Genomic DNA, 13915 nt, shown 5'->3' with positions numbered 1-13915 from the left:
TTTCAGTTGTCCACAGGGGAAAATCAGGCCGCGCTGGTGCTCGAGGAAGAGCCGCCGGACGAGCCCGACGAGGAGGAGGAACCCGAGGACTTCGACTCCGACGAGGACGACTTCGGCTTCGACTCCGACGACGAGGAGGAAGACGACGACGAGCCGGACGCCGAGGACTCCGGCTTGGCCGGGATCGAGCCCTTGCCCGAGGAGCGGCTGTCCGTGCGGTAGAAACCCGAGCCCTTGAAGACCACGCCCACCGCGTTGAAGACCTTCCGCAGCGAGCCCTGGCACGCGGGGCAGACGGTCAGCGCGTCGTCGGTGAAGCTCTGCCGCACCTCGAGCGCCTCACCGCAGTCGGTGCACTGGTACTGGTACGTGGGCACGGTTGGGTTCCCTTCAGGCCGCTGGCACTCCTACTACTCGACTGCTAATAATGCGTCAGCGACCCGAAGTATTCCAACTCTGCCCGTCGCGCCCGCCTGAACACCGCTCCGCAGCGCCGCCGGAACGCAGAGCAACGCAAAGTTCCGTGGTCCCCATTTGGGGCCTTGGGCCGGATTCTCTACGGTTGGGTCCGTGCGTCGCCTGCTTCGAGCCGTCATCATCTGCGGTATCGCCTTCGCCACGGTCCTCGTGGTCATCGCCGGTACCGCTGTTTTCGTCGTCCGTCACTCGTTCCCGACGTACGACGGCAACGTCGAGCTCGCGGGGCTGGACGCCGACGTCGAGGTCGTCCGGGATGCGAACGGCATCCCCCAGATCTACGCCCAGAGCCCGTCCGACCTGTTCGCCGCGCAAGGCTACGTCCACGCGCAGGACCGGTTCTTCGAGATGGACTTCCGCCGCCACGTGACGGCCGGCCGGCTCAGCGAGCTGTTCGGCAAGACCGCGCTCGAGACGGACAAGTTCGTCCGGACGCTCGGCTGGCGCCGGGTCGCGGAGCGGGAGCTCAAACTGCTCAGCCCGGCCACCCGGCAGTACCTGGACGACTACGCCCGCGGTGTGAACGCCTACCTCGACAAGCACAGCGGCTCCGGTCTCAGTCTCGAGTACGCCGTGATCGGCCTCGACCCGAACGGCCGCCGCGACTACCGCCCGGAGCCGTGGAACGCGACCGACTCGCTGGCCTGGCTGAAGGCGATGGCCTGGGATCTCGGCGGCAATCTGGGCGAGGAGATCACCCGCACCAAGCTGCTGGCGGCGATGCCGTCGAAGAGCGTCGACGTGCTCTACCCGCCGTACCCGTACGACCGCAACGAGCCGATCGTCGCCAGTGCCTCGGTCTCGGCGGACGGCAAGTTCAGCACGGCGCCGGCCACCGGCGAGGTACGCCGCGGGATGCTGACCAAGGAGCTGCTCAAGTCGCTGGATTCGGTCGACAAGGTGGTCAAGGGCCTGCCGCAGCTGCTCGGCCAGGGCGACGGCATCGGTTCGAACTCGTGGGTCGTGTCCGGTGAGCACACCGACACCGGTAAACCCCTGCTGGCCAACGACCCGCATCTGGGCGCCACCATGCCGGGCATCTGGTCGCAGGTCGGTCTGCACTGCAAGTCGGTCAACCGCGCCTGCCCGTACGACGTCTCCGGGTTCAGCTTCTCCGGTCTGCCCGGCGTCGTGATCGGGCACAACAACTCGATCTCCTGGGGTTTCACCAACCTCGATCCCGACGTCCAGGACCTGTACCTGGAGAAGCTCGACGGCGACAACGTCCTCTACAACAACCGCTGGAAGCCGCTGACCAAGCGCGAGGAAACCTTCCAGGTCGCCGGTCAGGACGAGCCGGTCAAGATCACCGTGCGCGAGTCCCGGCACGGTCCGCTGCTGTCCGACGTCGCGGACGACGAGCGCCGGGTCGGCGAGCTGGCTGCTGGGCGTGAGCGGGATGCGGGCCGGGAGAAATCCCCCCAGGGGTACGGCGTCGCCCTGCAGTGGACGGCGCTGAAACCGGGCCGCACCATGGACGCCGTGTTCGCGATCAACCGCGCCCAGAACTGGAATCAGTTCCGCGACGCGGCCAAGCTCTTCGAGGTCCCTGCGCAGAACCTCGTGTACGCCGACAAGGACGGGCACATCGGCTACCAGGCGCCCGGCCTGGTGCCGATCCGGCGCGTCGCCAGCGGTAAGTGGCCGGTCGCCGGCTGGGACCCGCGGAACGACTGGAACGGCTACATCCCGTTCGACGCGCTGCCGACCGAGTACGACCCCGACGACGGCATCATCGTCACCGCGAACCAGGCCGTCGTCCCGAAGTCCTACCCGTACTTCCTGAGCGACAACTGGGACTACGGCTATCGCTCGCAGCAGATCCTGGACCGGATCAAGGCCGCCGGGAAGCTGGACCCGAACGAGATGGCGTCGATCCAGCTCGACACCAAGAACCGCGCCGCCGAGATGCTCGTCCCGTACCTGCTGAAGATCGGGATCAACGACGCCTTCGAGCGGCAGGGCCAGGACACCCTGAAGGGCTGGGACTTCACGCAGCCGGCCGACTCCGCCCCCGCGGCGTACTTCAACGTCGTCTGGCGCAACCTGCTCTCCCAGACGTTCCACGACCAGCTGCCGAAGGACACCTGGCCGGACGGCGGCTCCCGGTGGGTGGAGGTCCTGCACACGCTGCTCGGCCAGCCCAACAGCGCCTTCTGGGACGACACCCGGACGCCGCAGGTCGAGAGCCGGGACGACATCCTCCGGCAGTCGATGATCGACGCGCGTACCGAGATCACCAAGAAGATGGCCCGGGAGCCCTCGAACTGGCAGTGGGGCCGGCTGCACAAGCTGACGCTGACCAACCAGACGCTGGGCACGTCCGGCATCGGAGTGGTCGAGAAGCTGTTCAACCGCGGCCCGTACGAGCTCGGCGGCGGTACGTCGATCGTCGACGCGACCGGCTGGGACGCATCGGTCGGCTACACCGTGACGTCGACGCCGTCGATGCGCATGGTGGTGGACCTGTCCGACTTCGACAAGTCGCGCTGGATCAATCTGACCGGTGTCTCCGGCCATGCGTTCGCGTCGAACTACACCGATCAGACGGAGCTGTGGGTCAAGGGCGAGACGCTGCCCTGGGCGTTCAGCCGCGGCGCGGTGGAGGCCAAACGCGAGCACACGCTGACGTTCACGGCCAACCCGGAGCGCTAGGCGACCCGAGCGCTAGCCGACCGGGACCAGACCGCCAGGTGTCAGAGCCGCCTGCACGAGGTGGTCGTGCGGGTCGGCGGGCAGGGTGTCGACGACCTCGGAGTCGTACACCGCGGCCCAGATCGGCGTGCCGGCGGTTGCGCGGGTCAGTGCGCGGTCGTAGGACCCGCCGCCGCGCCCCAGCCGGACTCCGTCCCGGGCGACCGCGACAGCCGGGCAGATGATCAGATCCGCGGTGCTGATCGCGAACGAGCCCAAGTCGATCCGGGGCTCGGACATCCCGAGCCGCCCCGGAACCAGATCGGCCGCTCCGGGTGCGACACCCCAGCCCAGGTCGTTGTCGGCGTACAGAATCGGCAGCAGCACCTCATGCCCGTCGGCGAGCAGCCAGTCGATCAGTGCGCCCGTCGGAGGCTCGGGTGTGCGGGAGACGTACAGGGCGACGCGCTGCGCGTTCTGCACGGCCGGCAGCACGCGGGCGGCCGGCAGCAGGTCCTCCACGGGCCGGTTCGCGCGGGCGCCGAGGAAGTGCTGCCGGGCGGCGGTCTTCGTCGGGAACACGCGCTGATAGTAGGCGGCGTGACGCGGTTAACACTGCGATTACCCCGTGTCCCCTAGGGTTGTCACATGAGTGAGCGCAGCGAACGAACAGAAGATACAGCTGAGTTCTCACTCTTGTCGGAGCCGAGCGCCAGCGAGGCGGAGGCATGAGTGAGGCGGGGTTACAGCAGGCTCAGGACAAGATGCGCGCCGCTGGTGTCGCGGATGTCGCGATCCGGGTGTTCACGCACTACTACCGGCTGCTGGAGGCTGGTCAGCAGGGGAAGATCCGCGAGGACGACATCGAGCCGGTCGGCGAACTGCCGCACCTGGACCACCTGGACTCCGACACCGACGCCATGCGGGACGCGCTGTCCGGCACGGTGGTGATCAAGCTCAACGGCGGCCTCGGTACGTCGATGGGCGTCACCGGGCCGAAGTCCGCGCTGCCGGTCAAGGACGGTCTCAGCTTCCTCGACATCATCGCCCGGCAGATCCTGAGCACCCGGCGCAAGTACGACGTACCGCTGCCGCTGGTCCTGATGAACTCGTTCCGCACCCGCGACGAGTCGCTGCGCATCCTCGGCGAGTACGACGGGCTTCCGGTCGACGGTGTCCCGCTGGACTTCCTGCAGAACATGGAGCCGAAGCTCCTGGTCGACGACCTGACCCCTGCCGAGTGGGAGCCGGACCCGGAGCTGGCGTGGTGCCCGCCCGGCCACGGGGACCTTTTCACCGCGCTGGTCGCCTCCGGCGCGCTCGGCGCGCTCCGCGAGCGCGGCTTCCGCCATGCGTTCATTTCGAACGCCGACAACCTCGGTGCGACCGCGGACCCGCGGATCGCGGCCTGGATGGCCGAGCACGATGTCCCGTTCGGTATGGAGGTCTGCCGGCGGACGCGGTCCGACCGCAAGGGCGGGCACGTCGCAGTGCGGAAGTCCGACGGCCGCCTGATCCTGCGCGACAGCGCCCAGGTCGCCGATGAGGACACCAAGTACTTCCAGGACGTCACCCGGCACCGCACGTTCAACACCAACAACCTCTGGATCGATCTGGACCGGCTGGCCGAGCTGATGGATGGCCACGACGGCATCCTCGGCCTGCCGATCCTGGTGAACCGCAAGACGGTCGATCCGGCCGACCCGACGTCGCCAAAGGTCATCCAGCTGGAGACCGGGATGGGGACGGCGATCGAGACCTTCGAGGGTTCGCAGGCCGTGATCGTGGACCGCAGCCGCTTCAAGCCGGTGAAGACCACGAACGACCTGCTCGTCCTGCGCTCGGATGTCTACGAGCTGGACGACGCGGGCGACCTGACCACGACCCACGAGGGCGACGAGCCGTACGTCGACCTCGACCCGGAGTACTACCGGATCCTGGCCGACTTCGACGCGCGCTTCGCGGCCGGTGCGCCGTCGCTGGTCCGGGCGGACCGGCTGGAGGTCCGCGGCGATGTGGTGTTCGGTAAGGACGTCACAGTGACCGGTGAGGTCGAGATCGAGGCTCCTGCCGGCGAGCGGCGGCTGATCGCGGACGGCACGGTTCTCGAAGGCTGATGGACGACCTGCTGATCCGGCCGCTGGAGCCGTACGACACCGACGAGGCCGCGCAGGTGTGGTGGCGCTCCCGGCATGCCGAGGGCTCGCAGCTACCCCCGGCGATCCACACCCCGGAGCAGGTCGCCACCTGGTTCGCAGACGTGCTGCTGCCGGACGCCCAGACCTGGGTCGGCCTGGACGACGGCCGGATCGTTGCGGTGCTGACGCTGGACGGCGACGACCTCGACCAGCTGTACGTCGAGCCGGAGCTGGCCGGCCGAGGGGTCGGATCGACCCTGGTCGACCTGGCGAAGGATCTGCGGCCCGGTGGGCTCGCACTGTGGACTTTCCAGACCAACACGCGCGCCCAGGCGTTCTACCGATCCCACGGCTTCGTCGAGGTACGGCGTACCGACGGCGCGGCCAACGAGGAGCGGGCGCCGGACGTCCGGATGGTGTGGGGTGCGCACCCGGAGCGCCGTACCGACTAGGGTCAACTCCGTGAGACGGAGTGTTGATGAGCATCTGGAGGCTGTGCTCGGGCGGTTAACCGCGCTGCCGGCGTTCGACCAACCGCTGCTGGAAGCGCTCGGGCTGGTGCTCGCCGAGGACATCGTCTCGGGGGTGAGTCTGCCGAGCTTCGACAACTCGGCCATGGACGGGTACGCCGTCCGGGCCGAGGATCTGGCCGGAGCGACGTCGGAGACGGCCATCACGCTGCCGGTCGTCGGTGAGCAGCGGGCGGGTCGCAGCGAGCCGATCGTGGTCACTCCGGGGACCTGTGTGCGGATCATGACCGGTGCGCCGATGCCGCGCGGCGCGGACAGCGTCGTCCCGGTGGAGTGGACAGACGGCGGCACTGTACACGTCCGGATCACACAGCAGCCGCCGCTGGGCGGATCGGTACGCCGAGCCGCGGAGGACCTTCAGGCCGGCCAGCAGGTGCTGAGTCGGGACACCCTGATCGGGCCGCGGCAGGTCGCCGTACTGGCCGCTGTCGGTCGCGCACGAGTCAAGGCGCGTCCGCGGCCGCGGGTGGTCGTGGTGTCGACCGGCTCCGAGTTGCGCGAGCTGGGCGGTCCGCTGGGTGAGGGGCAGATCTACGACTCCAACAGCTACACGATGGCGGCCTGCGCACGGGACGCCGGTGCTGAGGTCTACCGGGTCGGCATCGTCGACGACGACCCGAAGAAGATCATGGACACGCTGAACGACCAGCTGTCTCGTGCCGACCTCGTAGTCACCACCGGCGGGGTCAGCAAGGGCGCCTACGACATCGTCAAGGAAGTGCTGAGCCAGACCGGGACAGTGGACTTCCCCGAGGTCGCCATGCAGCCGGGTAAGCCGCAGGGCTTCGGCCTGCTCGGCGACGTACCGATCTTCACGCTGCCCGGGAACCCGGTGTCGGCGTACGTGTCGTTCGAGGTGTTCGTGCGGCCCGCGCTGCGCAAGCTGATGGGGCAGATGCCGTACCAGCGCGCCCTGGCGCGCGGAGTGTCGCTGGACGGGTTCAGCTCGCCGGCCGGGAAGCGGCAGTTCGTCCGCGCTGCGGCCAGGTCCGGCGACGAGGGCTGGATGGCCAGTACAGTCGGCGGGCACGGCTCGCACCTGCTCGGCGGTCTGAGCCGGGCGAACGCGCTGATCGTGGTGCCGGAGGACGTGACGTCGGTCCGGGCCGGAGATCAGGTCGAGCTGTTGCTGCTGGACGAGGAGAACCGATGACGGACGACCGCGGGCTGACCCACGTCGACGAGACGGGGGCGGCGCGGATGGTGGACGTGTCGGCGAAGGAGACCAGCACCCGGCGAGCCGTTGCCTCCGGCAAGGTTTTGGTCTCGGCCGAGGTGGTCGGCGCGCTCCGCGGCGACGGGGTGCCGAAAGGCGACGCGCTCGCGGTCGCCCGGATCGCGGGCATCATGGGCGCCAAGCGGACGCCGGACCTGGTCCCGCTCTGCCACCCGATCGCGATCACCGGCGTCAAGGTCGACCTCGAGGTCGCGGACGACGCCGTACTCATCACTGCGGCCGTGAAGACGACCGACCGGACCGGCGTCGAGATGGAGGCCCTCACGGCGGTCGCCGTGGCCGGTCTCGCGGTGATCGACATGGTGAAGGCGCTGGACCCAGCCGCGGTGTTGTCCGACGTCCGCGTCGAGCGCAAAGAGGGCGGTAAGACCGGCCTGTGGGAGCGCTCGTGAAGGCGCTGGTGGTCAGCGTGTCCAACCGGGCCGCTGCCGGGGTGTACACCGACACAACGGGCCCATTGATCGCGGAGCGGCTCGCAGAGTGGGGCTTCGACGTCGACGGGCCGCAGATCGTGCCGGACGGCGCTCCGGTGGGTGAGACGCTGCGTGCTGCGGTCGCATCGGCGTACGACGTCGTACTGACGACAGGTGGCACCGGGATCTCGCCGACGGACCGGACGCCGGAGGAGACCGCCGCTGTACTCGACAAGGTGGTGCCGGGGGTTGCTGAGGCAATCCGGGCCTACGGCGTCGCGAACGGCGTACCGACGGCTTCGCTGTCGCGTGGGCTTGCGGGCGTCGCCGGTACGACGGTGATCGTGAACCTGCCCGGCTCGCGTGGCGGAGTGAAGGACGGGCTTGCGGTCCTGCAGCCGTTGCTGCGGCACGCGGTCGAGCAGGTGCGCGGTGGCGACCACGTGCGGACGGACGGCGACTGATGGCGATCGTGCACTGGCCGGTCGAGCTACAGCACGGCCAGGTCGCGCTGCGGCCGCTGAAAGCCGGCGACGGCGCAGAGTGGGCTGCTGCCCGGCAGCGCAACGTCAGTTGGCTCCGCCCCTGGGATGCGACCCAGCCGCCCGGCGCGGACGACGGAGCCCGCACCTTCCGCGCCATGGCGCGGGACTGGAACCGGCAGGCGCGCTACGGCCGGATGCTGCCCTTCGTCATCACGTACGGCGGCGCCGCGGGCGCGGGCGCGCGGGCGAAGTGGCCGCTCGTCGGACAGCTCACCGTCTCCGGCATCACCTACGGCTCGGCCCGCTGGGCCAACCTCGGCTACTGGGTCGACGAGCAGTACGCCGGACGCGGCATCGTGCCGACCGCGGTCGCGCTCGCGGCCGACCACTGCTGGTTCGCGCTCGGGCTGCACCGGATCGAGGTCGCGATCCGGCCGGAGAACAAGGCCAGCCTGCGGGTGGTGGACAAGCTCGGTTTCCGGTACGAGGGGGAGCGTCCGCGCTTCCTGCACATCGACGGCGACTGGCGCGACCACCGCATCTTCGCGCTCAACCGGGAAGAGGTCGGGCCGGGCCTGGTCGCCCGGTTGACCTGATTACGCTGCGTACTGTTCACATCAGTCACACGAGTCTTCTTGCGACACACCGTCGCACGTACCTGAAGTTCTGCTCGCGGCGCTTTAGCGTCGTCGCATGGGGACGACAGGACTGATCTATGTGGCGATCGTCGCCGCGTGGGCCGCCTATCTCGTCCCGATGATGCTGAAGCGGAGTGACGAGGCCCGGGCCCGCTCGGTGCCGACCTCCGGCGACGGCCGGGTGCTGTCCCGCGACCCGTCGCGGCCGCGGTACGTCGTCCGTCCGGCCGGCGCTGCCGAGCCCGTGGACACGGCTGACACTGCCGAGGACCTGCCGCCGCCGGCGCGGTACGTCCCGAACAGAGCCCGCCGGGTGGCCGCTATGCGCCGCCGGCGGGTGCTGTCGATCCTGACCCTTTCTCTGCTGTCCGTCACGGCGCTGGCCGGCCTCGGCATCCTGCTGTGGTGGGCGGTCGCCATCCCGGGCGGCCTCATCCTGGGCTTCGTCGTCCTCACCCGGGTGCAGCTGCGCCGGCAGGCCCAGGAGCGGGCCCGGCTGGCCGCCGAGCGGCGGACGCGTGCGCAGTCCCGGCACGACCGCGGCCCGGCCGGCAAGCCCGCGCCGTCCCCCGACGACGAGCTCACGATCGAGGTCAAGCTTCCCGCCGACCCCGCACCGGTCGTCGAGAAGCCGGCCCCCGCCGAGGGCCTCTGGGACCCCGTGCCTGTCACGCTCCCGACGTACGTCCTCAAGGAGAAGGCCCCGGACCGCACCGTCCGGACCATCTCCCTCACCGACGACGAGGTCTTCTCCAGCGCCCGCACCACCGACCCCGCCGAACAGCCCTTCGTCGCCGACGCCCCACCCCCGGCCGTCGAAGAGCCCGAGGTCAAGCGCGCGGTCGGCGACTAGCAATCCGGTTTTAGTCTCTGGCACCCATCGTGTTAGAGTTTCGCGGTCGCCAAGGGAAACCAGAAGCGACCGATCTGGGGCTGTGGCGCAGTTGGTAGCGCGCTTCGTTCGCAACGAAGAGGCCAGGGGTTCGAATCCCCTCAGCTCCACGAAGTCGAAGGCGAGGTGTGCGGCGCTTACAGCGCTCGCCGCCTCGCCTTCGTCGTGTTGTGCGGCCGCGCTTCGCTTGCCGCGGGCGGGGGCTTCGCCACCCGCACCCCCTGCGACTTCGCTTCGCTCGTCGGCGGTGGCCGGCTCCGTGCGTTGCTGGGGGTGGTACGGGTTGGGTACGGGCAGCGGGGTGACGGGGGTGGTTCCTAGGTTGGCGGGGTCCGATCTAGGTAGGAGTGGGTTGTGAGAGTTGTTGTGCGCGGGGTGTTGGTGCTGGGGTTGTTGACGGCTGGGTTGGTGGCGGGGCCGGTGGTTGGGGAAGCGGCTGCGGTGACTTGTGTGCGGTCGTCGAGTGCGACGGATTCGGTGGGGCGGGGGATCGGGTTCTCGTACCGGAACTGGCCGGGTGGGAATGCGAAGGTGAAGGTCACGTACTCGATCGTGGGCACCAAGAAGATGATTCGGGTGCGGAAGGCGCAGGGGACGGCCAGTACGTCGACGACGTTGCTGGGGACGTCGGGGCGCAAGGTGACGAAGACGGTCAGCTTGAGCTATCAGGCGGCCGGGAACGGCACGCTGTGGTTCGAGCCGCGTGGCGACACGACGACCACGGGGCGGACGATCTATTCGTTCTGCCTGTACAAGGGCTGACGAAACGAACAAGGCCGGTCCAGCTGGACCGGCCTTGGTTCAGTTCCAGAAGGTGTCTTCTTCGGGCTGGTTCTCGCTGATCAGCCAGATCTCGGCGATCTTGTCGCCGTCGACGCGGAAGATGTCGACGCCGCGCTGGTCGAGGTCGGGGCGGCCTTCGCGCTGGGCGGTGAAGCGGACGGTGGTGGAGACGAGGGCGCCGGACTCGGTGGCGGACTCGGTCTCCAGGGCGAACGTGCCGTTGGAGAGGGCGAAGAAACGGCCGAGGTGGGCGACGATCGCCTCGGGGCCGGTGTGGTCGCCGGAGAGTTGGTTGGCGCCGGGCTGGTGCCAGACGGCGTCCGGGTGCAGGGTGGCGGCGAGGGCTTCCAGGTCGCCGGCTGCGGCAGCGGCGCCGTACTTGCCTACGACATCGATGGCTGACATGTCTGACCTCCGTGGTTAGCTGGGAATCCAGCGTGCCGGAGGAGAGGGTGGTTACTTCAACGTGACCGAACAGCGGCGGGAGTGGACGGTGTTCTCGGCGAAATGCCCGTCGCGGGCGTCGCTGGCCCGCATCGCGAACAAATGGACGGCGATGATCGTCATCCTGCTCCACGAGCAGCCGCTGCGCTTCGGCGAGCTGCACCGGCAGGTCGACGGCATCACCAAGAAAGTCCTCGTCGACAGTCTGCGCGCCCTGGAGCGCGACGGAATGGTCGAGAAGGACGACGTCCACTACCGCCTCACTCCGCTCGGCCGAACGCTCCACGATCCGCTCCGCGCCCTCCAGACCTGGGCCGAGTCGTACGTCGACGACGTCCAGCAGGCCCAAGAGCGCTACGACGAGGCTGCCGACAACCGCCTGCTAGGTGTCGCAGAAGCTAATCTTGACTGATTCCAGAAAACACGTAAGACTCTGGAGGTGCCGACGGTCGAGGAGCTCCAGCAGTTGTTGCGGGGCGCCGAGCTGCGGGTGACGCGGCCGCGGGTCGCCGTCCTGCAGGCCGTCCATGCGCATCCGCACGCGGATACCGACTCGCTGATCGGTGCCGTGCGCAACGATCTGCCGGAGGTCTCGCACCAGGCGGTCTACGACTCGTTGCACACGCTGACCGGAGCCGGCCTCGTCCGCCGGATCCAGCCGCTCGGCTCGGTGGCGCGCTACGAGTCCCGGGTGGGGGACAACCATCATCACGTCGTGTGCCGCAGCTGCGGCGCCATCGCCGACGTCGACTGTGCGGTCGGGCATGCGCCCTGTCTGCACGCGTCGGACGACCACGGGTTCGTCATCGACGAGGCCGAGGTCATCTACTGGGGGCTCTGCTCCGAGTGCGCTTGACTTCCAATGCAAACGTCCAGTCCTGGAAGGATCCAGATGTCCGACAACCATGAGCCGCACGAGCCGCTGCCGGGTGAAGGCAGCGAGGAGAGCCGCGGTCACGAAGACGCACAGGCGGCCGGCGGCTGCCCGGTGGCCCACGGTCAGGGTGCGCACCCGACCAGTGGCAACGCGAACCGGGGCTGGTGGCCGAACCAGCTGAACCTGAAGATCCTGGCGAAGAACCCCGCGGTCTCGAACCCGCTGGGCGAGGAGTTCGACTACGCCAAGGAGTTCCAGACGCTGGACCTGGCCGCCGTGAAGGCGGACATCCGCGACGTGCTGACCACCTCGCAGGACTGGTGGCCGGCCGACTTCGGGCACTACGGCCCGCTGATGATCCGGATGGCGTGGCACAGCGCCGGCACCTACCGGATCAGCGACGGCCGCGGTGGCGCGGGCGCCGGGCAGCAGCGGTTCGCGCCGCTGAACAGCTGGCCGGACAACGCCAACCTGGACAAGGCGCGCCGCCTGCTCTGGCCGGTGAAGAAGAAGTACGGCCAGAAGATCTCCTGGGCCGACCTGATGATCCTGACCGGCAACGTGGCGCTGGAGTCGATGGGCTTCCAGACCTTCGGTTTCGCCGGCGGCCGCGCCGACGTGTGGGAGCCGGAGGAGGACGTCTACTGGGGCCCGGAGACCGGCTGGCTGGACGACGAGCGCTACAGCGGCGACCGTGAGCTGCAGCAGCCGCTCGGCGCCGTCCAGATGGGTCTGATCTACGTGAACCCGGAAGGCCCGAACGGCAACCCGGACCCGATCGCCTCGGCGCGCGACATCCGCGAGACCTTCGGCCGGATGGCGATGAACGACGAGGAGACCGTGGCGCTGATCGCCGGCGGTCACACCTTCGGCAAGACGCACGGCGCCGGGAACGCCGAGGAGCACGTCGGCGTCGAGCCCGAGGGCGCCGACCTCGAGCACCAGGGCCTCGGCTGGAAGAGCACGTTCAACTCCGGCAAGGGCAAGGACGCGATCACCAGCGGCCTCGAGGTCACCTGGACGACGACGCCGGCGAAGTGGGGTAACGACTTCTTCGAGATCCTGTTCGGCTACGAGTGGGAGCTGACGAAGTCGCCGTCCGGCGCGAACCAGTGGGTCGCGAAGGACGCCGAGGCGATCATCCCGGACGCGTACGACGGTCCGAAGAAGAAGCCGACGATGCTGACCACCGACCTGGCGCTGCGCTTCGACCCGATCTACGAGCCGATCTCGCGCCGGTTCAAGGACAACCCGGACCAGTTCGCCGACGCGTTCGCGCGGGCCTGGTTCAAGCTGACCCACCGCGACATGGGCCCGATCGTGCGCTACCTCGGCTCCGAGGTCCCGTCCGAGGTGCTGATCTGGCAGGACCCGGTCCCGGCCGTCGAGGGCGACCTCGTCTCCGCGGACGACGTGACCGCGCTGAAGGCGCAGATCGCGGCCTCCGGGCTGTCGGTGTCGCAGCTGGTCTCGACCGCGTGGGCGTCGGCGTCCAGCTTCCGCGGGAGCGACAAGCGCGGTGGCGCGAACGGCGCCCGCATCCGCCTGCAGCCGCAGGCCGGCTGGGAGGTCAACAACCCCGACCAGCTCGCCCAGGTGCTGCGCACGCTCGAGAGCATCCAGGAGAACTTCAACGCCAGCGGCACGAAGATCTCCCTGGCCGACCTGATCGTGCTCGCCGGCGGCGTCGGCGTCGAGGTCGCCGCGAAGAACGCGGGTCACGACATCGACGTCCCGTTCACCCCGGGCCGCACCGACGCGACGCTGGAGCAGACGGATGTCGACTCGTTCGCCGCGCTCGAGCCGACCGCCGACGGGTTCCGCAACTACAACGGCAAGGGCAACCGCTACCCGGCCGAGTACCTGCTGCTCGACAAGGCCAACCTGCTCACGCTGAGCGCCCCCGAGCTGACCGTCCTCGTCGGCGGCCTGCGCGTCCTCGGCGCGAACTACGACGGCTCGGCGTACGGCGTCCTCACCGACAACCCCGGCACGCTGACCAACGACTTCTTCGCGAACCTGCTCGACCTGAGCATCGAGTGGAAGTCCACCGACAGCAGCCAGGAGCTCTTCGAGGGCCGCGTCGACGGCGCCGTCAAGTGGACCGGCACCCGCGCCGACCTCGTCTTCGGCTCGAACTCCGAACTCCGCGCCGTCGCCGAGGTCTACGCCTCCGACGACGCCAAGTCCAAGTTCGTCACCGACTTCGTCGCCGCCTGGCACAAGGTCATGGAGCTCGACCGCTTCGACCTCCACCGCTGACCCACCACGAACCGGCCCTCGCCCACACGGTGAGGGCCGGTTCGTGCGTTCACGGAGTTGCTTGTCGGGGGTGGGGGTGGATGGGAGGGTGGTGGGGTCGGCGGC

15 protein-coding genes and 1 tRNA gene are annotated in these 13915 nt (G+C 69.1%); 13 read left to right on the top strand and 3 right to left on the bottom strand.

Annotation, left to right across the window (positions count from 1 at the left end; all coding sequences use genetic code 11):
• Positions 1 to 23: 23 nt before the first annotated feature.
• Positions 24 to 377 (bottom strand): FmdB family zinc ribbon protein, encoded by a 354-nt coding sequence (locus HPO96_RS29195; protein WP_171677578.1) that lies wholly within the window; start codon positions 375 to 377, stop codon positions 24 to 26.
• A gap of 193 nt (positions 378 to 570) precedes the next feature.
• Between HPO96_RS29195 and HPO96_RS29190 the strand changes: the two genes are divergently transcribed.
• Positions 571 to 3132, top strand: a complete 2562-nt coding sequence (locus HPO96_RS29190; protein WP_171677577.1) for a penicillin acylase family protein — start codon at positions 571 to 573, stop codon at positions 3130 to 3132.
• 12 nt (positions 3133 to 3144) lie between these two features.
• Here the strand turns inward: HPO96_RS29190 and HPO96_RS29185 are convergent, their stop codons facing one another.
• The gene (locus tag HPO96_RS29185) at positions 3145 to 3693 is read right to left on the bottom strand and encodes a 5-formyltetrahydrofolate cyclo-ligase (RefSeq protein ID WP_171677576.1); all 549 of its coding nucleotides are present in this window, start codon (positions 3691 to 3693) and stop codon (positions 3145 to 3147) included.
• A 146-nt stretch (positions 3694 to 3839) separates the two neighbouring features.
• Between HPO96_RS29185 and HPO96_RS29180 the strand changes: the two genes are divergently transcribed.
• The 9 genes from HPO96_RS29180 to HPO96_RS29140 all read left to right on the top strand — a co-directional run bounded on the left by HPO96_RS29180 (position 3840) and on the right by HPO96_RS29140 (position 10206).
• On the top strand, positions 3840 to 5228 hold the full coding sequence (locus tag HPO96_RS29180; protein WP_171677575.1) for a UTP--glucose-1-phosphate uridylyltransferase: 1389 nt from the start codon (positions 3840 to 3842) through the stop codon (positions 5226 to 5228).
• Positions 5228 to 5701: a GNAT family N-acetyltransferase gene (locus tag HPO96_RS29175; RefSeq protein WP_171677574.1), complete on the top strand. Its 474-nt coding sequence runs from the start codon at positions 5228 to 5230 to the stop codon at positions 5699 to 5701. The genes HPO96_RS29180 and HPO96_RS29175 overlap by 1 nt, the downstream gene beginning before the upstream one ends.
• Before the next feature lie 10 nt (positions 5702 to 5711).
• Positions 5712 to 6932 carry a molybdotransferase-like divisome protein Glp gene (gene glp / locus HPO96_RS29170; RefSeq protein ID WP_171677573.1) on the top strand — a complete coding sequence of 407 codons (1221 nt, stop codon included), beginning with the start codon at positions 5712 to 5714 and terminating at the stop codon, positions 6930 to 6932.
• Positions 6929 to 7408, top strand: a complete 480-nt coding sequence (gene moaC / locus HPO96_RS29165; protein ID WP_171677572.1) for a cyclic pyranopterin monophosphate synthase MoaC — start codon at positions 6929 to 6931, stop codon at positions 7406 to 7408. Before glp ends, moaC begins: the two co-directional genes overlap by 4 nt.
• Positions 7405 to 7893, top strand: a complete 489-nt coding sequence (locus tag HPO96_RS29160; RefSeq protein ID WP_171677756.1) for a molybdenum cofactor synthesis domain-containing protein — start codon at positions 7405 to 7407, stop codon at positions 7891 to 7893. Before moaC ends, HPO96_RS29160 begins: the two co-directional genes overlap by 4 nt.
• Positions 7893 to 8510, top strand: coding sequence for a GNAT family N-acetyltransferase (locus tag HPO96_RS29155; RefSeq protein ID WP_171677571.1), 618 nt, complete (start codon positions 7893 to 7895; stop codon positions 8508 to 8510). The genes HPO96_RS29160 and HPO96_RS29155 overlap by 1 nt, the downstream gene beginning before the upstream one ends.
• A gap of 97 nt (positions 8511 to 8607) precedes the next feature.
• Complete coding sequence (gene sepX, locus HPO96_RS29150; RefSeq protein ID WP_171677570.1) at positions 8608 to 9405, top strand: divisome protein SepX/GlpR; 798 nt, start codon at positions 8608 to 8610, stop codon at positions 9403 to 9405.
• 76 nt (positions 9406 to 9481) lie between these two features.
• Positions 9482 to 9554, top strand: a tRNA-Ala gene (locus HPO96_RS29145).
• Between the two features lie 244 nt (positions 9555 to 9798).
• Positions 9799 to 10206: a fascin domain-containing protein gene (locus tag HPO96_RS29140; RefSeq protein WP_171677569.1), complete on the top strand. Its 408-nt coding sequence runs from the start codon at positions 9799 to 9801 to the stop codon at positions 10204 to 10206.
• Positions 10207 to 10245: 39 nt separating this feature from the next.
• On the opposite strand, the gene HPO96_RS29135 is transcribed toward HPO96_RS29140, so the two are convergent.
• Positions 10246 to 10632, bottom strand: a complete 387-nt coding sequence (locus HPO96_RS29135; RefSeq protein ID WP_171677568.1) for a nuclear transport factor 2 family protein — start codon at positions 10630 to 10632, stop codon at positions 10246 to 10248.
• A 61-nt stretch (positions 10633 to 10693) separates the two neighbouring features.
• Here HPO96_RS29135 and HPO96_RS29130 point away from each other — a divergent pair, with 61 nt between their 5' ends.
• Genes HPO96_RS29130 through katG form a run of 3 tightly spaced genes read left to right on the top strand, consistent with a single transcriptional unit; the run spans position 10694 to position 13810 of the window.
• Positions 10694 to 11083, top strand: a complete 390-nt coding sequence (locus HPO96_RS29130) for a winged helix-turn-helix transcriptional regulator (RefSeq protein ID WP_202886551.1) — start codon at positions 10694 to 10696, stop codon at positions 11081 to 11083.
• 27 nt (positions 11084 to 11110) lie between these two features.
• Positions 11111 to 11527 carry a transcriptional repressor gene (locus tag HPO96_RS29125; RefSeq protein ID WP_171677567.1) on the top strand — a complete coding sequence of 139 codons (417 nt, stop codon included), beginning with the start codon at positions 11111 to 11113 and terminating at the stop codon, positions 11525 to 11527.
• Positions 11528 to 11563: 36 nt separating this feature from the next.
• The gene (gene katG, locus HPO96_RS29120) at positions 11564 to 13810 is read left to right on the top strand and encodes a catalase/peroxidase HPI (RefSeq protein WP_171677566.1); all 2247 of its coding nucleotides are present in this window, start codon (positions 11564 to 11566) and stop codon (positions 13808 to 13810) included.
• The last annotated feature ends 105 nt before the right edge of the window (positions 13811 to 13915 follow it).

Source organism: Kribbella sandramycini (genome assembly GCF_013131805.1).
In the GTDB taxonomy this organism is placed as follows: domain Bacteria; phylum Actinomycetota; class Actinomycetes; order Propionibacteriales; family Kribbellaceae; genus Kribbella; species Kribbella sandramycini.
The sequence above is the reverse complement of the archived record's forward strand: the minus strand, read 5'-3'. Positions and strand labels throughout refer to the sequence as shown.